Source organism: Geodermatophilus sp. SYSU D00663 (assembly GCF_054050655.1).
Genome location: NZ_JBJGZT010000018.1, coordinates 1 through 21055, shown reverse-complemented (window position 1 = coordinate 21055; position 21055 = coordinate 1). Strand labels below are relative to the sequence as shown.

At 77.1% G+C, this 21055-nt stretch carries 24 protein-coding genes; 13 read left to right on the top strand and 11 right to left on the bottom strand.

What is annotated here, in order from left to right:
* Nucleotide 1 precedes the first annotated feature (1 nt).
* A complete protein-coding gene (locus ACI79Z_RS14910) occupies nt 2–1039 on the bottom strand; it encodes a bacteriorhodopsin (RefSeq protein ID WP_456903066.1) in 1038 nt (345 codons plus the stop codon).
* A gap of 174 nt (nt 1040–1213) precedes the next feature.
* On the opposite strand from ACI79Z_RS14910, the gene ACI79Z_RS14905 reads away from it, so the two are divergent.
* The 3 genes from ACI79Z_RS14905 to ACI79Z_RS14895 all read left to right on the top strand — a co-directional run bounded on the left by ACI79Z_RS14905 (nt 1214) and on the right by ACI79Z_RS14895 (nt 4705).
* Nucleotides 1214–3655, top strand: a complete 2442-nt coding sequence (locus ACI79Z_RS14905) for a molybdopterin oxidoreductase family protein (protein WP_456903065.1) — start codon at nt 1214–1216, stop codon at nt 3653–3655.
* Complete coding sequence (locus tag ACI79Z_RS14900) at nt 3652–4134, top strand: hypothetical protein (protein ID WP_456903064.1); 483 nt, start codon at nt 3652–3654, stop codon at nt 4132–4134. The genes ACI79Z_RS14905 and ACI79Z_RS14900 overlap by 4 nt, the downstream gene beginning before the upstream one ends.
* Before the next feature lie 190 nt (nt 4135–4324).
* Complete coding sequence (locus ACI79Z_RS14895; protein ID WP_456903063.1) at nt 4325–4705, top strand: hypothetical protein; 381 nt, start codon at nt 4325–4327, stop codon at nt 4703–4705.
* Here ACI79Z_RS14895 and ACI79Z_RS14890 read toward each other — a convergent pair.
* Genes ACI79Z_RS14890 through ACI79Z_RS14880 form a run of 3 tightly spaced genes read right to left on the bottom strand, consistent with a single transcriptional unit; the run spans nt 4702 to nt 8610 of the window.
* Nucleotides 4702–5544 carry a hypothetical protein gene (locus ACI79Z_RS14890; protein WP_456903062.1) on the bottom strand — a complete coding sequence of 281 codons (843 nt, stop codon included), beginning with the start codon at nt 5542–5544 and terminating at the stop codon, nt 4702–4704. The two genes, ACI79Z_RS14895 and ACI79Z_RS14890, sit on opposite strands and share 4 nt — an antisense overlap.
* A gap of 31 nt (nt 5545–5575) precedes the next feature.
* Nucleotides 5576–7360: a glycosyltransferase gene (locus tag ACI79Z_RS14885; RefSeq protein ID WP_456903061.1), complete on the bottom strand. Its 1785-nt coding sequence runs from the start codon at nt 7358–7360 to the stop codon at nt 5576–5578.
* Nucleotides 7357–8610: a glycosyltransferase gene (locus ACI79Z_RS14880; protein ID WP_456903060.1), complete on the bottom strand. Its 1254-nt coding sequence runs from the start codon at nt 8608–8610 to the stop codon at nt 7357–7359. Before ACI79Z_RS14880 ends, ACI79Z_RS14885 begins: the two co-directional genes overlap by 4 nt.
* A gap of 105 nt (nt 8611–8715) precedes the next feature.
* Between ACI79Z_RS14880 and ACI79Z_RS14875 the strand changes: the two genes are divergently transcribed.
* The 3 genes from ACI79Z_RS14875 to ACI79Z_RS14865 are packed head-to-tail and all read left to right on the top strand — an operon-like array spanning nt 8716 to nt 10996.
* On the top strand, nt 8716–9774 hold the full coding sequence (locus ACI79Z_RS14875; RefSeq protein WP_456903059.1) for a glycosyltransferase family 9 protein: 1059 nt from the start codon (nt 8716–8718) through the stop codon (nt 9772–9774).
* A complete protein-coding gene (locus ACI79Z_RS14870; RefSeq protein ID WP_456903058.1) occupies nt 9771–10823 on the top strand; it encodes a glycosyltransferase in 1053 nt (350 codons plus the stop codon). Before ACI79Z_RS14875 ends, ACI79Z_RS14870 begins: the two co-directional genes overlap by 4 nt.
* On the top strand, nt 10820–10996 hold the full coding sequence (locus ACI79Z_RS14865; RefSeq protein ID WP_387993745.1) for a hypothetical protein: 177 nt from the start codon (nt 10820–10822) through the stop codon (nt 10994–10996). Before ACI79Z_RS14870 ends, ACI79Z_RS14865 begins: the two co-directional genes overlap by 4 nt.
* A 58-nt stretch (nt 10997–11054) precedes the next feature.
* Here the strand turns inward: ACI79Z_RS14865 and ACI79Z_RS14860 are convergent, their stop codons facing one another.
* From ACI79Z_RS14860 to ACI79Z_RS14840, 5 genes are all read right to left on the bottom strand, one after another.
* Nucleotides 11055–11303 (bottom strand): rhodanese-like domain-containing protein, encoded by a 249-nt coding sequence (locus tag ACI79Z_RS14860; RefSeq protein ID WP_456903057.1) that lies wholly within the window; start codon nt 11301–11303, stop codon nt 11055–11057.
* A gap of 24 nt (nt 11304–11327) precedes the next feature.
* A complete protein-coding gene (locus ACI79Z_RS14855) occupies nt 11328–11465 on the bottom strand; it encodes a hypothetical protein (RefSeq protein ID WP_456903056.1) in 138 nt (45 codons plus the stop codon).
* Nucleotides 11462–12025 (bottom strand): cysteine dioxygenase, encoded by a 564-nt coding sequence (locus ACI79Z_RS14850; RefSeq protein ID WP_456903055.1) that lies wholly within the window; start codon nt 12023–12025, stop codon nt 11462–11464. Before ACI79Z_RS14850 ends, ACI79Z_RS14855 begins: the two co-directional genes overlap by 4 nt.
* A 68-nt stretch (nt 12026–12093) precedes the next feature.
* Complete coding sequence (locus ACI79Z_RS14845; protein WP_387993752.1) at nt 12094–12183, bottom strand: putative leader peptide; 90 nt, start codon at nt 12181–12183, stop codon at nt 12094–12096.
* A 78-nt stretch (nt 12184–12261) separates the two neighbouring features.
* Complete coding sequence (locus ACI79Z_RS14840; protein ID WP_456903054.1) at nt 12262–13185, bottom strand: hypothetical protein; 924 nt, start codon at nt 13183–13185, stop codon at nt 12262–12264.
* Between the two features lie 77 nt (nt 13186–13262).
* Between ACI79Z_RS14840 and ACI79Z_RS14835 the strand changes: the two genes are divergently transcribed.
* Nucleotides 13263–14231 carry a sulfotransferase family protein gene (locus ACI79Z_RS14835; RefSeq protein WP_456903053.1) on the top strand — a complete coding sequence of 323 codons (969 nt, stop codon included), beginning with the start codon at nt 13263–13265 and terminating at the stop codon, nt 14229–14231.
* A gap of 1 nt (nt 14232) precedes the next feature.
* Here the strand turns inward: ACI79Z_RS14835 and ACI79Z_RS14830 are convergent, their stop codons facing one another.
* A complete protein-coding gene (locus ACI79Z_RS14830) occupies nt 14233–14802 on the bottom strand; it encodes a dihydrofolate reductase family protein (protein ID WP_456903052.1) in 570 nt (189 codons plus the stop codon).
* Between the two features lie 131 nt (nt 14803–14933).
* Here ACI79Z_RS14830 and ACI79Z_RS14825 point away from each other — a divergent pair, with 131 nt between their 5' ends.
* The 6 genes from ACI79Z_RS14825 (at nt 14934) to ACI79Z_RS14800 (ending at nt 20701) form a co-directional block, all read left to right on the top strand.
* On the top strand, nt 14934–16109 hold the full coding sequence (locus ACI79Z_RS14825; protein WP_456903051.1) for a DUF222 domain-containing protein: 1176 nt from the start codon (nt 14934–14936) through the stop codon (nt 16107–16109).
* Nucleotides 16110–16173: 64 nt separating this feature from the next.
* Nucleotides 16174–16668, top strand: coding sequence for a Chromate resistance protein ChrB (locus ACI79Z_RS14820; RefSeq protein WP_456903112.1), 495 nt, complete (start codon nt 16174–16176; stop codon nt 16666–16668).
* Nucleotides 16665–17096 (top strand): chromate resistance protein ChrB domain-containing protein, encoded by a 432-nt coding sequence (locus ACI79Z_RS14815; protein ID WP_456903050.1) that lies wholly within the window; start codon nt 16665–16667, stop codon nt 17094–17096. Before ACI79Z_RS14820 ends, ACI79Z_RS14815 begins: the two co-directional genes overlap by 4 nt.
* A 16-nt stretch (nt 17097–17112) precedes the next feature.
* The gene (chrA, locus tag ACI79Z_RS14810) at nt 17113–18507 is read left to right on the top strand and encodes a chromate efflux transporter (protein WP_387993772.1); all 1395 of its coding nucleotides are present in this window, start codon (nt 17113–17115) and stop codon (nt 18505–18507) included.
* A gap of 79 nt (nt 18508–18586) precedes the next feature.
* Nucleotides 18587–20008, top strand: a complete 1422-nt coding sequence (locus ACI79Z_RS14805) for an NADP-dependent succinic semialdehyde dehydrogenase (protein WP_456903049.1) — start codon at nt 18587–18589, stop codon at nt 20006–20008.
* A 102-nt stretch (nt 20009–20110) separates the two neighbouring features.
* Complete coding sequence (locus tag ACI79Z_RS14800; protein ID WP_387993778.1) at nt 20111–20701, top strand: hypothetical protein; 591 nt, start codon at nt 20111–20113, stop codon at nt 20699–20701.
* Between the two features lie 29 nt (nt 20702–20730).
* On the opposite strand, the gene ACI79Z_RS14795 is transcribed toward ACI79Z_RS14800, so the two are convergent.
* Nucleotides 20731–20904, bottom strand: coding sequence for a hypothetical protein (locus ACI79Z_RS14795; protein WP_456903048.1), 174 nt, complete (start codon nt 20902–20904; stop codon nt 20731–20733).
* Between the last annotated feature and the right edge of the window lie 151 nt (nt 20905–21055).

Sequence of the window (21055 nt, the reverse complement as noted above, 5' to 3'; positions counted from 1 at the left end):
GTCAGGCCCGGTCGGCCGTCCAGGCCGCCCCGTACCGGCCGGCGGAGACCCGGCTCCCGGGGTCCCGCTCGGGCAGGTGCTCGACCTCGTGGTGCTCGTGCGGGTAGGCCGGGTGCGTGGCGAACACCGGGGCGTCGTCGACGGTGTTGTCCTCGAAGCGGGTGCTGCGGTGCTCGGCCTGCGTGCCCGGCAGCACGGCCTCGCTCTGGTGCACGTTGCTCACCCACACCGACTCGGGGTGCGTGTCGACGCCTGCGGCGACGTCCTCGGCGGTGCGCAGCTTGGCCACCTTGTGCACCAGCACGCCGAAGCCGACCTTGGCCAGCACGTCGGCGGCGGAGTAGGCCACCTGCATGCCGGCGAGCCAGGCGGGCGTGACGTCGACGAACACCGGGACCGCGTAGACCAGCGGGTAGACGCCGAACGTCGCCAGCAGCACGATCGCCGCGTTGCGCAGGCTGGTCCCGGCCTCGACGCTCATCGAGCCGGTCGAGGCGCGGACGGCGCCGATCAGCGCGACGTACAGGTAGGCGTAGAAGACGGTGCTGATGCAGCCCCACAGCACCAGCGCGCCGACGTCGCGGCCCTGGGCCAGCACCTGGCTGCCCAGGAACCCGGTGAGGATCATGAGGAAGGCCGCGGCCATCGTGGTGAACCGCAGGGTGCGTGCCCGGGCCCCGGTGAGCGAGCAGACGGCCAGCAGCTCCGCGGTCAGCAGCGGGACGGTCACCGACCAGTCGGCGTAGCGCGGGTACAGCGTCGCGCGCGCCTCCGCGTTGGGGACGAGGACGCCGTCCCGCAGGTCGAAGCCGGTGTCCCACTCGAGGTACAGCACCAGGTACGACAGCGCGGCGACGCCGGCGATGCACAGGCCGGCGACCACGGCGGGGCGGTAGCGGGCACCGACCTCGTCCCGGCTGGTCCACGAGTAGAGGAGGTAGGCGACCAGGGCGAGGCCCGCGCCGGCGATCGAGTAGGTGACCAGGTCGTACAGGCCGAGCGGCATGGTCTGCAGCTCGGGGGTGGGCGTGTCGGACACGTCTGCGGGACCTCCGGGGAGCCGGGGGCTGCGGGGCCGCGGCTCGACCCGCGGCGGGGTTACCCCCCGTCATCCGGCCGAACCGGTCGGTGCCCCGTCCGGCAGGCCGTTTGACGGCACCGGCCCGCGGAGATGGCCCCTGCGGACCGACCGGCACCGACGAGAGGACCTCGCATGGCGCGCATCGACCGGATCGCCGAGCCGTGGGGGACGAGGACGCCGTACGGGCCGGGGGAGACCTGGCCGGTGCGGGTGGACACCCACCTCGCCGACGGCCTGACCGAGGACGACGTCGACCGCTGGGTGCCCTCGGCGGCGGTCCTGCACAGCAACGGGGACGGCCTGGACATCGCGGTCAAGGACGGCCGCGTCGTCGGCGTCCGCGGCCGTGCCGAGGACCGGGTCAACCACGGCCGGCTCGACCCGAAGGACCTGTTCGGCTGGCAGGCCAACTCCTCACCCGAGCGGCTGACCCGGCCGCTGGTCCGGCGGGACGGCGAGCTGGTCGAGACCGACTGGGACACCGCGATGGACGCCGTCGTGCGCCGGTGCCGGGACCTGCTCGACGAGCAGGGCGCCAGCGCGATCGGCTTCTACACGTCCGGCCAGCTGTTCCTCGAGGAGTACTACACGCTCGGGCTCATCGCCCACGGCGGCATCGGCACCAACCACGTCGACGGCAACACCCGGCTGTGCACCGCCACCGCCGCGGCGGCGCTCAAGGAGACCTTCGCCTGCGACGGCCAGCCCGGCTCCTACACCGACGTGGACCACGCCGACGTCATCGCGCTGTTCGGGCACAACGTCGCCGAGACCCAGACCGTGCTGTGGGCCCGGATCCTCGACCGGCTGGCCGGCCCCCACCCGCCGGCGATCGTGTGCGTCGACCCGCGGGAGACGCCGGTGGCCCGCGCGGCGACCGTGCACCTGGCGCCGCGGCCGGGCACCAACGTCGTGCTGATGAACGCGCTGCTGCACGAGGTCATCGCCCGCGGGTGGGTCGACCGGGACTACGTCGAGGCGCACACCGTCGGGTTCGACGAGCTGGCGGAGCGGGTCCGCGACCACCCGCCCGAGGTGGCCGAGCAGGTGTGCGACGTCCCGGCCGCGCGGATCCGGGAGGCCGCCCGCGTCCTCGGCACGGCCGAGCGGCTGCTGTCCACCGTCCTGCAGGGCTTCTACCAGTCGCACCAGGCCACCGCGGCCGCCGTGCAGGTCAACAACCTCAACCTGGTCCGGGGCATGCTCGGCAGACCCGGCTGCGGGATCCTGCAGATGAACGGCCAGCCCACCGCGGAGAACACCCGCGAGGCCGGGGCGGACGGCGACCTCGCCGGCTTCCGCAACTGGTCCGACGACGCCCAGGTCGCCGACCTGGCCCGGGTCTGGAACCTCGACCCGTTCGACATCCCCTCCTACTCGCCGCCGACGCACGCGATGCAGGTGTTCCGGCACGCCGAGGAGGGGTCGCTGCGGTTCCTGTGGGTGCAGGCGACCAACCCCGCGGTGTCGCTGCCCGAGCTGGGGCGGATCCGCTCGATCCTGGCCCAGGAGCGGCTGTTCCTCGTCGTGCAGGACGCCTTCCTGACCGAGACCGCGCAGCTGGCCGACGTCGTCCTGCCCGCGGCCCTGTGGGGCGAGAAGACCGGCACGTTCACCAACGCCGACCGGACCGTGCACCTGTCGGAGAAGGCGGTCGACCCGCCGGGGGAGGCCCGGCCCGACCTGGACGTCCTCGTCGACTTCGCCCGCCGGCTGGACCTGCGGGACAAGGACGGCGCCCCGCTGGTGAAGTGGGACGACCCCGAGGGCGCCTTCGAGGGCTGGAAGGAGTGCTCCCGCGGCCGGCCCTGCGACTACAGCGGCCTGTCCTACGCGAAGCTGCGCGAACGCAACGGCATCCAGTGGCCGGTCACCGAGGACGCGCCCGAGGGCACCGAGCGGCTCTACGCCGACGGCCGGTTCTCCGCGCACCCCGAGTACTGCGAGAGCTACGGCCGCGACATGGTCACCGGCGCCCCGCTCGACGAGACCGAGTACCGCGCGCTCAACCCCGAGGGGAAGGCGGTGCTCAAGGCGGCCGAGTACGTCCCGCCCCACGAGCTGCCCGACCAGGAGCACCCGTTCCAGCTGGTCACCGGCCGGACCCTCTACCAGTTCCACACCCGCACCAAGACCGGCCGGGCGCCGCAGCTGCGGGCCGCCGCGCCGGAGGTCTGGGTGGAGATGTCGGCCTCCGACGCCGCCGACCGCGGCTGGGGCGAGGGCGACCTGCTCGAGGTGTCCACCCCGCGCGGCCGGGTCGAGGCGCGGCTGCGGGTGAGCGGCATCCGGCCGGGGGTGCTGTTCCTGCCGTTCCACTACGGGTACTGGGACCGGGCCGGCGGAGAGGAGCCAGACCGGGCCGCCAACGAGCTCACCCCGACCGACTGGGACCCGGTGTCCAAGCAGCCGATCTTCAAGACGGCGGCCGCCGCGGTGACCCGGCTGGCCGCCTCCGACGGCACGCCGGCCCCGGCGCCGACCACCACCGGCTCGCGGCCGGTCGCGGCGGACGTGCCGCCCACCCGCGGCGGCGACGCGGCGCTCGTGGAGGAGCGGGAGGGGGTCCGGTGAAGCTGGGACTGGCGATCGAGGAGCTGCACCGGTCCGAGACCGGGCTGGCGCGCACGCTGGTCGCCGTCTCGGACCGGCACGCCTCCGACCACGAGGTCTTCCACGTCGCCCGGGACGTCGCCGCCTGGTCGCAGCGGCACGTCACCGAGCTGGCACGGGTCGGCCGCGACTTCGGCGTCGACCTCGACCCGGAGCCGCCGGGCGACCCGGGGGTCCTGGAGACGCTCCGGCAGACGACGGCCGACCTGCTGCGGCGCCGGTCGGAGCCGGGGCTGCTGCTGCTCGCCGACCTGCGGCACGTCCACCGCGAGGCGGCCGGGGTCTCGCTGGACTGGGAGCTGCTCGCCCAGGCCGCGCAGGGAGCCCGGCGGCGGGAGCTGTTCGAGCTGGCCCGGCGCTGCCACCCCGACACCCTGCGGCAGATGCGGTGGGCGAACGCCAAGCTCAAGGAGTCCGCGACCCAGGCCCTGGTCAGCTGACGCGCCGGTCGCGCCCTGCCCCGCGGGGCGGGGCGGGGCACGACCCGCCCGGACCCGGCGGCGCGTCGGCGCGTCGCCCGGCGGGTCGCGCGGACCGACTTGTCGCGGAACCGGGACGGCGGGATCCTGCGGTCACCGCCGCGGACGCCGGGCTCCCGGGCTGTGCGGCGCGGTCCAGGGGAGGGCCGCCATGGGCTGGGCGATCGCCAGCGTCGTCGGGTTCGTCGTGCTGACCGCGCTGGTCACCGCGATGGCACGGAGCAACACCGCCCGCTGGGAGCGGGACCACCGCGCGGCCCAGGCCGCGGCGCGCGCGCACGCGGCGGCGGCGCGCAGCGCCTGGACGGCGGCCCTCCGCCGGGCCCGGCCCGAGCCGCCGGAGGAGCCGCGCTACGGCTCCCTGCACCTGCCGCACGTGCGGCTGCCGGCCGGCCTGGTGGACCGGCTGCCGCACCCGCAGGACTGGCTGCCGCGGCACCTGCCGCACCTGCACCTGCCGGTGCTGCGCCTGCCGGGGCGCGTCCGGGACGAGCGGGAGCCGGAGGAGCCGCCGCGCGCCGGCGCCTCCTAGACCGCCACCTCCCGGCCCGGCGCCCCCCGGCCCGGCGCCTCCCGGCCCGGGGCGGGGAGGGGCAGCTGCTCGAAGCCGGGCAGCCAGGGTGCCGCGGCGGTCCGCGCCGCGCGCCGCGCGGCCCGGCCCGCCCGGCGGGCGGCCGCCTCCCGCTCGGCGGTGCGCCGCGCGTGCCGGGCGCGGGCCTCGGCCAGTCCGGGCACGTCCAGCCCGCCGGCGGTCAGCCGGCAGGAGGCCAGCCGCACCCAGCGGACGGCGGCGCCGGCGTCCCGGACGCCGACCATCAGGCCGCGGTCGTGCCGGCGCACCACGAGCGCGGCGCCGCGCACCCGCGCCTCGGCGGCCGCGGACACCTCGGCGTCGGGGCCGTGCAGCCAGGTGACCCGCCCGTCCGCGCGCCGCAGCGCGTCGTCCCGCTCCCGCCAGGCGTCGTCGGCCAGCGGGGCGAGCTGGACCTCGAGGACGCCCGCGCCGGGGACGACGACGTGCAGGCCGGGGTGCCCGCCCGGGTCGGGCGCCCGCACCACCCGGGCCTCGTGGCCCTGGCCGGTGAGCCACGCGGTCAGGGGGCGGCGGTAGCGCAGCGCGTCGTAGGCGGGGCCGGCCGCGGCGCCGTGCCGGGCGAACGCGCAGGCCGCGGACCCCCCGTGCCGGAACGCGGGCCGCGGCCCGTGCGCGACCTCGAGCCGGCCGCCGCAGCCGCCGGCCTCGCGGGCGCACCAGAAGCCGCCGCGGGCCTGCTGCTCGAGGCGCCACGCGTCGTCGTCGTCGCGGGGCAGCTCGACGGCCGCGGTGCCGTCCGGCCCGTCGGTGACCGCCCAGCGCAGCTCGCCCGTCACGGCGCCGACGCTAGGCCCGGGGTCCGACGGTTCAACGGGCGATCGAGCGGAACAGGTCCACCAGGCGGTCGGCGTGGGCGTCGAAGACGTGCCGCTCCCGCGCGGCCACGGCGGCGGCGTGCCCGGCCCGCGTCCCGAGCTCCTCGTGCAGCGCGGCGGCGACGTCGTCGGCGGAGCGGTAGAACAGCCCCGTCCCGTCGGCGCGCAGCACCCGCTCCACCGCGACCAGCGAGCCGGGGTTGGCCTGCTGCAGCAGCGGCAGCCCCGCGGCCAGCAGCACCGGCAGCCGGGCGGGGGAGTTGAGGTCGTCCCAGCTGGCCCGCCGCAGGTCGCCGCCGTTGGCCGAGTCGAAGCGGTGCAGCCACCCGGCGTCGTGGCGGGACAGCTCGCGCACCCAGTCCTCCGGCCCGACGGCGGGGTGCACGTGCACGAAGCCCGGCGCGCGGGCCAGCGCCTCGTCCAGCCAGCCGGTCCACGACCCCGTCGCGCCCGGCGCCCGCACCTGCCCGTACAGGTGGGTGTGCACGCCGCGGTCGGCCAGCGCCAGCACCCAGTCCAGGTCCAGCCCCGAGGGACGGCCGGCGAGGACGGTGTGCGGCTGCCCGTCGGCGTCGGAGAGCCGGGGCGAGAACGGCGCGTCGAGCCGGTCGCGCTTGGGCAGGTCGCCGTCGAGGACGCCGAGCCGCGCGGGGTCGACCCGGCCGGCCAGCGCGAGGGCGAACCAGTCGCGCTCCTCCTCGGTGGCGAACAGGCAGGCGTCGGCGCCGCAGACCAGGTCGGCCAGCAGCGGCCACTCCCCGCGCACGATGCTGCGCTGCGGCGCCTCCTTGAAGTGCCACACGAACGGCAGGTCGGGGAACGCCTGCCGCACGGCGTGCGCGAACGGCACCGCCCGCCAGTTCAGCTGCGCCCACACGACGTCGGGGGCGAGCGCGCGCACCCCGTCCCGCCAGCGGTCGCGGTCGAGGTCGGCGACGTGCCCGAACGGCAGCGGCCCCACGGTGGAGTCGCCGAGGCCGTCGGGGGTCCACAGACCGGTCAGGGAGTGGCCGCGCTCGGCCAGCGCCAGCACCCGCTCGGGGTTGAACGCGAGCTCGCCGACCACCAGTACCCGCAGCCCGTCCGGCGACGGCGGGTACGAGCGCTCGCGGAACCGCGCGTACCGGGCGACCTCGTCGGTCTCCCCGCCGTCGGTGGAGGCGAACCGCAGCGGCCCGGCGACCCGGTAGCGGCCGCGGAACACGTTGAGGCCGCCGTCGGAGGACTCGCGGATCGCGCGTGACCGCTGGCCCGGGTGCCGCGTCCACGCGCAGGTGACCCGGCCGGTGCCGGTCGCCGTCCCGCGGGCGGCCACCCGCGACCACATCAGCCGGTCGAGGTCGTCGGTCTCCAGCTCCGCGCGCTCGGTCCAGCGGTCGCCGGTGCGCCGGTGGGCCACCTGCACCAGCTGCGCGTAGGAGGTGCCCGCCGGCTCGTCGAGGTCGGCGCGGGCCAGCACCACGCCGTCGGTCAGGCACTCGAGCAGGCCGGCGAGGTGCGCGGGGAACCAGACGTCGTCGGCCGGCAGGTACGCGACGACCGGCGCGGTGGTCTCGTCCAGGCCGCGGTTGAGCGCCGCACCCAGGCCGCGGTTGTCGTCGGTGCGCACCAGCCGCAGCCGGGGGTCGGCGGGGACGGTGACCGGCTCGCGGGAGCCGTCGTCGACGACCACCGCCTCCCACGCCGTCTCCTCCTGGGCGAGCAGCGACTCCAGCGCCCGGGGCAGGAACGCCGCCTGGTCGTGCACGGGGACCAGGACGGCGACCCGCGGCCTCACGCGGCGGGTTCGAGGTCGGAGTCGACGCCGAGCACCCGGTCGTAGACGGCGGCCACCCGCGCCGACAGCGCCGGCCACCCGTACTCGGCCGAGCGGGCGCGGGCGCCGGCGGCCAGCCGGGCGCGCAGCAGGTCGTCGCCGGCCACCCGGTCCAGCGCGGCGGCCAGCGCGTCGGCGTCGCCGGGCGGGACGAGCAGCCCGGTCCCCCCGTCCCGGACCACCTCGGGGATGCCGCCGACGTCGCTGGCGACCACCGGCAGGCCCGCGGCCATCGCCTCGGTGAGCACCGAGCCCATCTCCTCGTACGCCGAGGGCAGCACGAGCACGTCGAGGGAGGCCAGCACCGCGGGCACCCGGGCGTGCTCGACGAACCCGGCCAGCGTGATCCGCCCGGCCGCCGGGCTCTCGGCGGCCAGCCGGTGCACCAGCGCCCGGTCCGGCCCGTCGCCGACGACGACCAGCGACGCCTCCTCCCGCATCCGCCCGAACGCGCGCACCAGCGTGGCGGGGTCCTTCTGCGGCGCGAGCCGGCCGACGTAGCCGACCCGCGGCCGCGCCACCCCGGGGAACACGTCCGGGGCGCCGCCGGAGAACAGCGCCGGGTCGAAGCCGGAGGGGATGGTGGACAACCGCTCGTCCGGCACGCCGTCCGCGCGCAGGGCCGCCGCGGTCCGCCCGGTGAGGACGACGACGGCGTCGGCGCGGCGGAACGTGCTGCGCTCGATCCAGCCGCCGAGCGCCCGCAGCAGCCGCACCCGCGGCCCGCGGCCGGTGAGCGTGTGCCCGACGCTGCAGTGCACGGTGACCACCAGCGGGGCGCGGTGCACCCGGGCGGCCAGCCGGGCCAGCGGCAGCGTGGCGAGGTCCTCGCCCTGGTGGGCGTGCACGACGTCGACCGGCGCCCGCCGGCCTGCGCGCAGCACCGCCGGCAGCCCGGACAGCGCCCACAGCTGCCGCAGCCGCGGCACCGGCAGCCCGGTGCGGAAGACCCGGGTGCCGCGGCCCAGCGGCGTCGTCCCGCGCGGGCCGGCCAGCCGCGCGGTCACCACCGTCTGCGTGACACCGGCGGCGTCGAGGCACCGGGTAAGCGTGGCCGTGTGGTTCTGCATCCCGCCGATCGGGTCGAACCGCGCCGCGCGGGCGTCCAGTTCCCCGGGCAGCGACCCCGGCGCCGTGGCCGGCCGGGCCGCCGGCGGTTCGAACACGCTGCACAGGCGCAGCACGTGCAGGGCGGCAGCGGGACGGGACACGCAGGGGACCTCCGGCGTCGGGGGCAGGACTCGTAGTGCACCACGAAGCGGCGGCACCCGTCGGTTGGGCGTTATGGAGTTGCCCTGCCGGGGCAGTGGGCGCTGGTGACCGCGCCCCTCGCCGACCCCGCCGTCCGACGCCTGGCCCTGGTCCGGCTGCGGGTGGGCCTGGGCGACCTGCTGTGCACCGTCCCCGCGCTCCGCCGGCTGCGCGCCGCCCGGCCCGACGTCGAGGTCACGCTGGTGACCTTCGGCCGCACGGCGCCGGTGGTCGAGCGCCTCGGCGTCCCCGTCGCGCTGCTGCCGTTCCCCGGCGCCGACGGCGTCCCCGACGGCCCGGTCGACCGCGCGGGGTGGGCGGGGTTCACCGCCGCGGCGCGGGAGCGCGGGTTCGACCTCGCGCTGCAGGCCTACGGCGACCGGCCGGCCGCCAACCGGGTGGCCGCGGCCCTCGGCGCCCGGCTCACCGGCGGGTTCGCGCCCACCGGCTGGGACCCGCCGCCGGGCACGGAGGCACTGCACCTGCGCTACCCGCTGCACCTGCACGAGGCGGCGCGGCACGTCGCGCTGCTCGAGCACCTCGGCCTGCCGGCCGGCGGGGACGCCCGCATGGGCTTCCCGGTCACCGCCGACGACGAGGCGGAGCACGCCGCCACCCTCGCCGCCGCCGGGCTGGAGCCGGGGCGCTACGCCGTCCTGCACCCGGGGGCGTCCGCGCCCACCCGCCGCTGGCCGGTCGAGCGCTACGCCGCGGTCGGCGACGCGCTGGCCGCCGAGGGGCTCGACGTCGTCGTCACCGGGGTGGCCGGCGAGCGGGAGATCTCCACCCGGGTGGCCGCGGCGATGCGCGCCCCCGCGGTCGACCTGACCGGCGCCACCAGCCTCGGCGGGCTGGCCGCGCTGCTGCGCGACAGCGCGGTGCTGGTTGGCAACGACACCGGCTCCGCGCACCTGGCCGCGGCCGTCGGTGCCCGCAGCGTCACCGTCTTCCTGCCCGGCGACCCGGTCCGGTGGGCGCACCCCGGCCCCCGGCACCGCGCGCTGACCCCGACGGTGGCGTGCGCGCCGTGCCCGCACCTGGCCTGCCCGATCGAGTTCCGCTGCGCGCTGACCGTCTCGCCGTCGGCGGTGGCCGGTGCCGCGCTCGAGCTGGCCGCCTCGTGAGGGTCTCGTTCGTCGCCGACTCCAGCGGGTGGGGCGGCGCGGAGGTGTGGCTGACGCACCACCTGCGCCGCGCGGCCGCCAACGGCTGGACGGCGTCCCTGGTGTGCGCCGAGCCGGTGGCGGCCGGCTTCGCGCACCTCGACGTCGAGCGCACCGTCGTCCCGCTGACCCGGCACACCGCCGCGGCGCCGCACACGCGGGCGGTGCTGGCCGCCCAGCGCCCCGACGTCGTGGTGGTCGATCTCGTCGACCCCGCGTCCAACGCCGCCGCGGTGGCCGCCGCGCAGCAGGTGGCGCCCACCGCCGGCGTGCTGCACCTGGTCGGCGACACCCGCGGCGGGGAGGAGCGCGCCGTGCTGTCCGCCCTCTACCGGCGGATGGGCGCGGTGATCAGCCCCTCGGAGGAGGGCCGCGCGCAGGTGGTGACCGACCTCGGCGTCGACCCGGCGCGGGCGCACGTCGTGCCCAACGGCGTCGACGTGCCGCCCGACCCCGCCGGCCCGGCCGGCAACGCGGTGCCGCGGATCGGGGCGCTCGGCCGGTTGACCGCGCAGAAGGGCTTCGACGTCCTGCTCGCCGCGCTGCGCCGGCTCGACGTGCCGTTCGAGGCGGTGATCGGCGGCGCCGGCCGCGACGGGGAGGCCCTGCGCGCCGCGGCCGACGGCCTGCCGGTCGCGTTCCCGGGCTGGGTGGACGACTCCCGCGCCTTCCTCGCCGGGGTGGACCTGTTCGTGGTGTCCTCGCGGGTGGAGGCGGGACCGCTGGTGCTGCTGGAGGCGATGGCCGAGGGGCTGCCGTGCGTGAGCACCGACGTCGGCCGGGTGCGGCACGCGCTGCGGGAGGACGTCGTCGTCGTGCCGGTCGAGGACGCCGGCGCGCTGGCCGCGGCGCTGCGCGGCCTGCTGACCGACCCGGCGCGGCGGGCCGCCCTCGGCGCGCGGGCCCGGGCGCGGGCGGAGCGGGACCTCGGCGCCGACCTCATGGCGGAGCGGACCTTCCAGGTGCTCTCCGGCGTGGCGGACGGGGAGCCGGGTACCGCCGCCCCATGAGCAAGAAGACCGATCCCGACGCCCAGCGCGCCGCCGCCCGCGAGGCCAAGAAGGAAGGGCTCTCGCCCAGCGAGGCGGGCGCCACCACCGGTGCCTCCAAGCAGATCCGCACCGTCCGGCACTCCGACGACCGCCACGAGCACTCCAGCGCCCAGGGGAAGAGCAAGACCTGACCGCGGTGGTCCGGGGACGGCGGCGGCCTCCGTCACGCGCCGCCGTCCCCGGACCGGTCTAGGAGGCGGCCCCGCCGGTGCTGGGCAGCCCGGCGGCCACCCACGCGCGGTGCCCGCCGATCACGTCGCTCGCCCGCGCCAGGCCGAGCGAGCGGAGCGCGTCGGCGGCCAGGCTGGAGGTGTAGCCCTCCTGGCACAGCACGACGACGTCGACGTCGTACCCGGTGGCCTGCGGCACCTGGGCGTCGCTCTCCGGGTCGAACCGCCACTCCAGGTGGTTGCGCTCGACGACGAGCGCGCCGGGCACCTCGCCGTCGGCCTCGCGCTGCGACTACGGGCGGATGTCGACGAGCACCGCGCCGTCGGCGACCCGCCGCGCCGCCTCCTGCGGCGTCACCCGCGTGATGCGCGAGCGCGCCTCCTCCAGCAGCTGGCCGACGCTCTTCGCGCCGGGCGGACGGCCGGTCACCAGTCGACGCCCGCCTTCTCGGTGCCGGTGGTCAGCAGGGTGCCGTGCTCGAGGCGGTAGGCGGTCATCCGGGACAGGCGCGGGGTGTACGCGTGCACGCTCACGGCGGGCACTGTCCCGCGGTTGGTCACCCGGTGCACGTGGTGGGGCCCGAACGGCCGCACCCGGCCGGCCCACAGCTCGGTGGCCGCCTCGCGCACGGCGCCGGGGCGCCCGCCGACGACGTCCTCGGTGAGCACCCCGCCGACGACGGCGAAGGCGCCCGCCGAGCCCCCGTGGTCGTGCAGCGGGGTGCCCTGGCCCGGCAGCCAGGTCAGCAGCCACACCTGGGCGTCGGCGAGGTCGGCGTGCAGCGAGGGGTCCACCAGGCCGGCGGCGTCGTCGGCGGGCAGCAGGCCGGTCCAGCGGCTGCCCGCGCGGTACTCGACGCGGGGCAGCCACTCGTCGGCGACGGCGAGCAGCGCGGCGGCCAGGGCGGCGGCGGAGGTGGTGCGGGCGGTGGCGGTGCGGGCGGTGGCGGTGCGCGGGGTGAGGTCGGCAGGGGACAGCAGGGGCGTCACGGGGTTCTCCTGAGCAGGGCGCACCGGGGCCCGGTCGGGGACGGCGCGGAGGAAGGGGTGTCGGGCGCTCAGGCGACCGGACACAGCGCGCTGGCCACCCGCAGCAGGTCCACGGCGGACCGGCGGGTGAGCGTCAGGGCGGGTGCCACGACGACCATCCGGCCCCTCCCGCCAAATCCTGTCAAGTCCATCGGTCTGGTAGGGATTACCGCGTGTCGAGGACGCGGCCGGACCGGTCAGGCAGGGAGGACGACGGTGCGGAGCTCGTGGGCGCCGTCGGCGCGGGTGGCCTCGTAGAACCAGCGCGCCCCGCCGCCGGGCAACGGGACGACGTCGGCGTAGCGCAGCCCGTGCGGCGGGTGCGGGCTCTGCAGGTACGGCCCGCCGGCGGCGGCGCGGAAGCCGAGCTCGCCGTCGTGTTCCGCATCGTGTTCGGCGAGGCCGGTCCGCTCCTCCCAGTTCTCCTCCGCGGTGGCCCGGCCGTCGTAGAGCGCCCAGGTGCGCGAGCCGTCGAGCACCACCGCGGTGAACCGCACGCCGCGCGCGTCCCAGCTGCCCTCGGTGCCGGCGAGGGCGGTGCCGCGCCAGGTCCAGGTGACGCCGTCGGGGCTGGTGGCGTGCTCGGTGGTCATGCGGTCGGTGGCCTCGGGGTCGTCGAGCGGGTGCACCGAGGCCCACACGTGCCACCGGTCGCCGTCCCAGCGGACCACCGGGTCCTTGGGCGCGGTGGCGGCGTCGCCGGGCAGCACCGTGCGGGGCTCGGCGGTGGCCAGCCCCTCGACGGTGTCGGCCTCGAGCAGGTCGACCCGCCAGTGCTTCGTGCCCGGCGTCGCGCAGCTGACGTAGAGCCGCCAGCGCCCGCCGGGGGTGTGCACCAGCGCCGGCCGCTCCAGCGACTCCGCGCCGAAGCGCTCCTTGCCGATCGCGAGCACCGGCTCGAAGCGCACGCCGTCGTCGGACCGGGCCACCACGTTGCCGAAGCCGCGGCCCTCGCCGACCGGGCGGCGCAGCCGGTAGGCCAGCCACCACGTGCCGTCGACGAGCTGGGCCGACGGGCCGCCGGCCCACGAGCCCGGGCGGGGGTCCTCGGGCTCGACGACGACCTCGGCGTCGGACCAGAAGCGGTCGGGCGCCGGCGGGCGGGGCGCGGACGCGGTCACGCGGCGGCTCCGTTCGGGGGAGGGGACAGGCCTCCCCGTGTGTACACCGCGGGCCGCCGCGGACAGGGAGGGGACCGATGAGCACCGACGCCGACCGGCTGCCGCAGTTCGTGCTGGCCGGGGCGCCGAAGGCCGGGACGACGGCGCTGCACGCCGCGCTGGCCACCCACCCGGGGCTGTACCTGTCCCCGGTCAAGGAGCCGAAGTACTACCTGACCGACGGCGGCCCGCCCCCGCGCCGCGGCCAGCGCGGCCCGGGCGACGCGCACAGCGCGCGGGAGTGGGTCTGGCGCCGCGCGGACTACCTGCGGCTGTTCGACGGCGCCCCGCCCGGGACGGTCCGCGGCGAGAGCACGCCGTTCTACCTGTACGACCGCGCCGCGCACCGCCGGCTGGCCGCCGACGTCCCGGGGGTCCGCGTCGTCGCGATCGTGCGGGACCCGGTGGACCGCGCCTGGTCGAACTGGGTGCACCTGCGCGCCGACGGGCTGGAGCCCGAGGCCGACTTCGCCACCGCAGTCGAGCGCGAGGAGTCCCGGGCCGCCGCCGGCTGGGCGCCGTTCTGGCACTATCGCGGGCTCGGCCGCTACGGCGAGCAGCTGCGGGACCTGTACTCCGTCCTGCCCCGGGAGCAGGTGCTCCTGCTGCGGTACCGGCAGCTGGTCGACTCCCCGCGCGAGACGCTGGACCGGGTCAGCGCGTTCCTCGGCGTCGAGCCGGGGGTGGCGCACGCGGTGGCGCCGGAGAACGTGAAGCCGTACGTGGCCGACACGCCGCGGTACCGGGCGCTGGCCCGGGTCACCCGGGCCGGTGCGGCGCTCGGCGCGTACGCCCCGCCGCAGGTGTGGCGGCAGGTGTCCCGGCCGCTGCTGGCCGCGCTGCACGCGCAGGGGGCGTCGCGGCCGCCGATGCCGGTGGAGGTGCGGCGCGAGGTCCTGGCACCGCTGCTGCCCGACGTCGCGCTGCTCGAGGAGCTCACCGGCGAGTCCTTCGACGACTGGCGCAGCGACACCGGCCGCGGCGACTTCCGCTCCCGCCGTCCCTGAGTCAGCGGTGCACGCGGTAGGTCAGGTGCGTGCACACCGGCGAGACCTCGACGGCGACCCGGGCCAGCCGGTGGCGGCCGACGCCGGCGAACAGCGGCGTGCCCGCGCCGAGCACCTCGGGCGCCACGTGCAGGCGCAGCTCGTCCAGCAGCCCGTCGCGCAGGCAGGAGCCGACCAGCGCGCCGCCGCCCATGACGAAGACGGCGCGGTCGCCGGCCGCCTCACTCGCCCGGTCCACGGCGGCCTCCGGGCCCGCGGTCACGAAGGTGAAGTCGTGCGTGGTGGCGAGCCGGTGCTGCTCCGGCGGGCCGCTGGTGACGACGGAGAAGGGCGGCCGGGCGTCGACGGCGGCCCCGTAGCCCATCCCGTCGGTCCACCCCCGGTCGACGTCGTCGAAGGTGCGCCGGCCCATGACGACGGCGCCGCTCGCGGCGGCGTGCCGCTCCAGGACGCCGCGGTCGACGGGGTGGTCGCTCTGCAGTGCCCAGACGTGGAGGGCCTCGACGCTCTCACCGGAGCCGCTGACGAAGCCGTCGAGGGAGACGGTGATGTCGCCGATGACGAGGGTCATGTACAGACGACCCCAGAGGTGTCGCCGACTCATCGGCACGGTGTCGTCAAGGGGTCCACCGGATCTGTGGACAGGCGTCTGAGCTGCGGATTCACGTCGCGCGGGCGTCTCTGATCGGCTATTCTTCGATCATGTGTTCGGGTGGGCTGGGCGGCGGGGACGTGCTCGACGAGGTCGCCGCGCTGGTCGCCGAGCGCAACCGGATCGACGCCCGCCTGGCCCGCGCGGTGCGCGCCGCGGAGCTGTCCCAGGCGCCGGAGCGCGACGGGCTGGCGTCGATGGCCTCGTGGCTGCGCGGGCACTGCCGGCTCTCCGATGCCGCTGCTGCCCGGCTGGTGCGCACCGGGCGGGCGCTGGAGCACCTGCCCGCCCTCGCCGAGGCCCACGACGCCGGACTGGTCACCGCGGAGCAGGTGGCCGTCGCGGCGCGGGCGGTGACCCCCGAGCGGCTGGACTCGGCCGCCGAGCAGAGCGTGGACCTGACCGTGGTCGACGCGGTGCTCACCGGGGTGGCGGTCGAGCAGTCGTACAAGGACTTCGCCCAGGTGGTGCAGCACTACCTCGACGCCCTCGACCCCGACGGGGCCGAGCCCGACCCCACCGAGGGGCGGTCGCTGACGCTGGCCCGGCACGCCGACGGCTCCCTCACGATCCGCGGGCACCTGGACGCAGTCGGCGGGGAGAGGCTGCAGACCGCACTCGAGGCGCACGTGCAGGCCGACCGCCCCGCCGGCGACGAGCGCACCCGCGCCCAGCGCCTCGGCGACGCGCTCGTGCAGGTGGCCGACAACGTGCTGACCTCGGGCTCGCTGCCGCAGCTGCGCGGCCACAGGCCGCAGGTCGCCGTCGTCGTGGACCTGGCTGACCTGGTCGACCCGCACGGGCGGCCGAACGCCGGGCGGATGGGCTTCGGCGCCACCATCTCCGCCGCCCGCGCGCGGTGGCTGGCTTGCGACGGCGCGGTGTCCCGGGTGGTGTTCGGCCCCGACGGCGCCCCGCTGCACCTCGGCCGGGAGCGGCGGCTGATGAGCCGCCACATCCGCAAGGCGGCGGAACTGCGCGACGGCGGGTGCGCGTTCACCGGCTGCGGCGCCCCGACCTGGTGGTGCGACGTGCACCACCTGGTCCACTGGATCGACGGCGGCGACACCTCCCTGGAGAACTCGGCGCTGCTCTGCGAGCGCCACCACACCAAGGTCCACCACGGCTTCCGGGTCGAGCGACGACCGACCGGCACCTGGCGCACCTACCGGCCCGACGGCACCGAGATCACCACCCCGGCACCCCTGCTCGCCCCCGCGGCGTGAGCGCCCGCGGGCGTGCGGGTGCACTGGACGCGGTCGGTGCAACCGTGGTTGCATCGGCGCCGTGATGGCGACCGGCGAGTGGGTGCTGCTGTCCTACCGCCTGCCACGCGAGCCCTCCGGCCCGCGGACGACGCTGTGGCGCCGGTTGCGCCGGCTCGGCGTCGCGCAGCTGGCCGACGGCGTGGTGGCCCTGCCGGCCGACGCCCGCACCCGGGAGGCGCTCGAGTGGCTCGCCGACGACGTCCTGGCCGCCGGCGGCAGCGCCGGCATCTGGACCGCGCACCCGGCGACCGCCGCGCAGGAGCGCGAGCTGGCCGCGGGCATGGCCGCCGCCCGCGCGGAGGAGTACCGCGAGCTGGCCGCGCAGTGCACCGCGGCGATCGGGGAACCGCCGGCCGAGCGCACCCGCGCGCTGCGGCGGCTGCGGGGGGAGTGGCGTGCCGTCGGGAGGCGGGACTTCTTCCCCCCGCCCGAGCGGGACGTCGCCGGCGCCGCGCTGCGCGCCCTGGCGACCGCGGCCGGCGAACCGGTCGCGGCCGGGCGAGGGGGCCGCTCGTGAGGTGGGCGACCCGCGCCGGGATCCACGTCGACCGCGCCGCCTGCGCCTGGCTCATCCGTCGCTTCGTCGACCCGGACGCCGAATTCGTCTTCGTCGCCGACCCCGCCGACGTCCCGGCCGACGCCACCCCGTTCGACATGCGCGGGGTCCCGCTGGGCCACGTCGGCGGCGACTGCTCGTTCGAGACGATCCTGCGCGTCCACGGGCTCGACGACCCCGTGCTGGAGCGGATCGGCGAGATCGTGCACGAGGCCGACGTGGACGACGGCCGCTTCGACGCCCCGGAGGCGCCGGGCCTCGACGTCCTGCTGCGCGGGCTGTCGATGACCGGCGACGACGAGCGGACCCTCGCCGTCTCCGGCCCGCTGTTCGACGGCCTCTACGAGTACACCCGACGCCGCCTGCTGCTCGGCCGTGAACCGGCCTGACCCGACGGAGCCCGCGATGACCGAGCCGACCCCCGCCGGGCCGACGGCGGCCCCCGCCACGGCGTACCCGTCCTTCCGCGAGGCGGTGCGCGCCTGGTTCCTCGTCTCGCTGCAGACCTTCGGCGGCCCGGCCGGCCAGATCGCGGTCATGCAGCGGGAGCTGGTCGACGAGCGCCGGTGGATCGGCCAGCGCCGGTTCCTGCACGCGCTGAACTACTGCACCCTGCTGCCCGGCCCGGAGGCCCAGCAGCTGGCCACCTACGTCGGCTGGCTGCTGCACGGCACCCGCGGCGGCCTCGTCGCCGGCGGCCTGTTCGTGCTGCCCGGCGTGCTCGCGCTGCTGGTGCTCTCGGCGGTCTACGTCGCCTTCGGCAGCACCACCGCGATCACCGCCGTCTTCACCGGTCTGGCCGCCGCGGTGCTGGCGATCGTGGTCCAGGCGGTCATCCGCGTCGGGAAGAAGGCGTTGGACAGCCGCGCCCTGGTCGTCCTGGCGGTCGCGGCGTTCCTCGCGCTCGCCCTCTTCGGCGTGCCGTTCCCGGTCGTCGTCGCCCTCGCCGGGCTCGCCGGCTGGGCCCTGGGCCGCTGGCGGCCGACGGCGCTGCCGCGGAGGAAGGCGGCCGAGGGGCCCGACGCCGGGCCGCCGCCGGTCGTCTCCGACGACGTCCTGCACCACGAGGCACCCAGCACGCGGCGCACCGTGCGGGTGCTGCTGGCCGGGCTGGTCGTCTGGGGGCTGCCCGTCGCGGCGGTCGCCGTGCTGACCGGCGGGGGCAGCGTCCTCACCCAGCAGGGGCTGTTCTTCTCCGGCGCCGCGGTGGTCACCTTCGGCGGCGCCTACGCGGTCCTGGCCTACGTCGCCCAGCAGGCGGTCGAGGTCTACGGCTGGCTGACCCCGCGCGAGATGGTGCGCGGGCTGGCGCTGGCCGAGACCACGCCCGGGCCGCTGATCATGGTGGTCCAGTTCGTCGCGTTCCTCGGCGCGTACCGGGCGTCCGGGGACCTGGACCCGTGGGTGGCGGCCGTCCTCGCCTCGCTGCTGGTCACCTGGGTCACCTTCGTGCCCAGCTTCCTGTTCGTGCTGCTCGGCGCCCCCTACATGGAGCGGCTGCGCGGCAACCGGTCGCTGTCGGCGGCGCTCACCGGCATCACCGCCGCCGTCGTGGGGGTCATCGCGAACCTCGGGGTCTACTTCGCCGTCCACACGCTGTTCTCGGGGACCTCCGGGGTCGACGCCGGGCCGCTGGCGCTCGAGCTGCCCGACCCCACGACCCTGCGGTGGGTGCCGCTGGCGATCGCCGTCGTCGCGGCGGTGCTGCTCTTCCGCGTGCGGTGGTCGGTGCTGCGCACCCTCGGCGTGTGCGCCGTGCTCGGCCTGGTCGCCGGGCTGGCCGGGCTGCCGGTCGGGTGAGCGTGAGCGGGGCGGGGACGGGTAGGGGCTCTCCCCGGGACGGCGTGCAGCCCCGCGCGCCGACGAGGGAGGGACCGACATGGCCATCGCCACCACCAACCCGGCCACCGGCGAGACGCTCAAGACCTACGAGCCGCTGTCGGACGAGGCCCTCGACGAGAGGATCGGCCGCGCCGCGGCCGCCTTCCGCAGCTACCGGCTGACCAGGCCCGAGGAGCGGGCCGGCTGGCTGCGCGCGGCCGCCGACGTCCTCGACGGCGACGCCGACCAGGTCGCCGAGCTCATGGTCACCGAGATGGGCAAGACCCTGGCCGCGGCCGAGGCCGAGGTCGCCAAGTGCGCCAAGGCGCTGCGGTACTACGCCGAGAACGGCCCGGCGATGCTCGAGCCGAAGCCCGCCGACGCCGGCGCCGTCGGGGCCGAGCAGGCCTACCTGGTCCACCAGCCGATCGGCGTCGTGCTGGCGATCATGCCGTGGAACTTCCCGCTCTGGCAGGCGATGCGCTTCGCCGCCCCGGCGCTCATGGCCGGCAACGTGGGGCTGCTCAAGCACGCCAGCAACGTGCCGCAGACCGCGCTGTACATGGAGGAGCTGTTCCGCAAGGCCGGCTTCCCCGCCGACGTCTTCCAGACCCTGCTGATCGGCTCCTCGACCATCGAGCGGGTCCTGCGCGACGAGCGCGTCGCCGCCGCCACCCTCACCGGCAGCGCCCCCGCCGGGCAGTCGGTGGCCTCGATCGCCGGGGACGTCCTGAAGAAGACGGTGCTCGAGCTCGGGGGCAGCGACCCGTTCATCGTCATGCCCTCGGCCGACCTCGACCGCGCCGCCGAGGTGGCGGTCACCGCGCGCTGCCAGAACAACGGGCAGAGCTGCATCGCGGCCAAGCGGTTCTTCGTGCACGCCGACGTCGCCGAGGAGTTCACCCGGCTGTTCGGCGAGAAGATGGCCGCCCTGGTCGTCGGCGACCCGATGGACGACGGCACCCAGGTCGGCCCGCTGGCCACCGAGTCCGGCCGCGAGGACGTCGAGCGGTACGTGCAGGACGCCGTCGACAAGGGCGCGACCGTCGTCGTCGGCGGGAAGCGGCCCGACCGCCCCGGCTGGTTCTACGAGCCGACGCTGCTCACCGGCGTCACGCCGGAGATGGACCTCTACGCCGAGGAGGTCTTCGGCCCGGTCGCCGCGCTGTGGACCGTCGACGGTCTCGAGGAGGCCATCGAGATCGCCAACAGCCACCCCTACGGACTCGGCGCCAACCTGTGGAGCGAGGACGAGCAGGAGCGGGCCACCTTCATCCGCGACGTCGAGAGCGGCATGGCGTTCGTCAACGGGATGGTCACCAGCTACCCCGAGCTGCCCTTCGGCGGGGTCAAGCAGAGCGGCTACGGCCGCGAGCTCACCGAGCTCGGCATGTACGAGTTCACCAACGCCAAGACGGTGTGGATCGGCCCGCCCAGCAGCGAGCAGGCGCAGGGGGACACGGCCAGCGCGTCGGAGTGACCCCGGCGTGGCGCGGGTAGCCGCCCGGACGTCCGCCCCCTCAGCAGCGGGGACCCGGGTGGACGGTCCACACGGGTGCGCGGCACCCGGACGGGAGCACTCGTGACGACGACCACCAGCCCGGACAACCGCTTCCTCACCCAGGCGGTGCACGACCTCGGCACCGCCCTGTGGTTCGGCGGCTCGGTGATGGGCATCGCCGGCGTGAACAAGTCCGGCGCCGACCTGACCGCGGGCATCGACAAGGTCCGGGTGGCGAGCTCGGCCTGGGGCCGGTTCGCGCCGGCACAGTGGGGCGGGATCGCGGCCACCCTCGTGACCGGGCTGCAGCTGACCCGGTCGAACAGCCAGCGGCTGGCCCTGCAGCAGGGTTACGGGACGGTGGGGACGCTCAAGGCCGCGCTCACCGTCGCCGGCGCCGGCGCCACCGCCTACGCGGCGTACACCGGCCAGAAGATCGGCCGGCTCGCCGAGCAGGCCGCCTCCGACGGCGGCCTCGAGGTCAAGGACGCCACGCTGCCGTCGGCCGGGACGCCGCCGGAGATCCGGAAGTGGCAGGCCCGGCAGCGGGTCGCGCAGGCGGCCGTCCCGGCCCTGGCCGGCGCGGTGATCACCTGCAACGCCTGGCTGGTGCAGTCCTACCGGGTGGGCGCGACGGTCCGGGGCGTCCTCGGGCGGCTGCTCCCGCGCTGAGACCGCGCCGGTCCCGGCCCGGCCCCGGCTCAGGCCGGGGCCGGGCCGCCCGGTCCCGCCGTCAGGCGCACCCAGCCGCCGTCGCCGGCCTCGACGCGCACCGCGGTGACGGCGGACGCGGCGAGGGCGAGCCGGCCGGTGTCCCCGGGCGGCCGGCCGGCCACGCGCACCTCCAGGCCGGGTCCGCCGTCGAGCAGGCGCACCGGCCGCCGGCGGGCAACGCTGCGTCGGCGGCCAGGGGCGGGGGGGGGGGGGGGGGGGGGGGGGCGGGGGGGGGGGGGGGGGGGGCGGGGGGGCGGGGGCGCGGGGGGGGGGGGGGGGGGGGGGGGGGGGGGGGGCGGGGGCGGGGCGGAG

Bases quoted from the DNA above. Each gene is read 5' to 3' on its own strand.
- ACI79Z_RS14905 (WP_456903065.1), top strand. From the start codon at position 1,214: ATGGCGCGCATCGACCGGATCGCCGAGCCGTGGGGGACGAGGACGCCG.
- ACI79Z_RS14895 (WP_456903063.1), top strand. From the start codon at position 4,325: ATGGGCTGGGCGATCGCCAGCGTCGTCGGGTTCGTCGTGCTGACCGCG.
- ACI79Z_RS14865 (WP_387993745.1), top strand. From the start codon at position 10,820: ATGAGCAAGAAGACCGATCCCGACGCCCAGCGCGCCGCCGCCCGCGAG.
- ACI79Z_RS14845 (WP_387993752.1), bottom strand. From the start codon at position 12,183: ATGGTCGTCGTGGCACCCGCCCTGACGCTCACCCGCCGGTCCGCCGTG.
- ACI79Z_RS14835 (WP_456903053.1), top strand. From the start codon at position 13,263: ATGAGCACCGACGCCGACCGGCTGCCGCAGTTCGTGCTGGCCGGGGCG.
- ACI79Z_RS14830 (WP_456903052.1), bottom strand. From the start codon at position 14,802: ATGACCCTCGTCATCGGCGACATCACCGTCTCCCTCGACGGCTTCGTC.
- ACI79Z_RS14825 (WP_456903051.1), top strand. From the start codon at position 14,934: ATGTGTTCGGGTGGGCTGGGCGGCGGGGACGTGCTCGACGAGGTCGCC.
- ACI79Z_RS14820 (WP_456903112.1), top strand. From the start codon at position 16,174: ATGGCGACCGGCGAGTGGGTGCTGCTGTCCTACCGCCTGCCACGCGAG.
- chrA (WP_387993772.1), top strand. From the start codon at position 17,113: ATGACCGAGCCGACCCCCGCCGGGCCGACGGCGGCCCCCGCCACGGCG.
- ACI79Z_RS14805 (WP_456903049.1), top strand. From the start codon at position 18,587: ATGGCCATCGCCACCACCAACCCGGCCACCGGCGAGACGCTCAAGACC.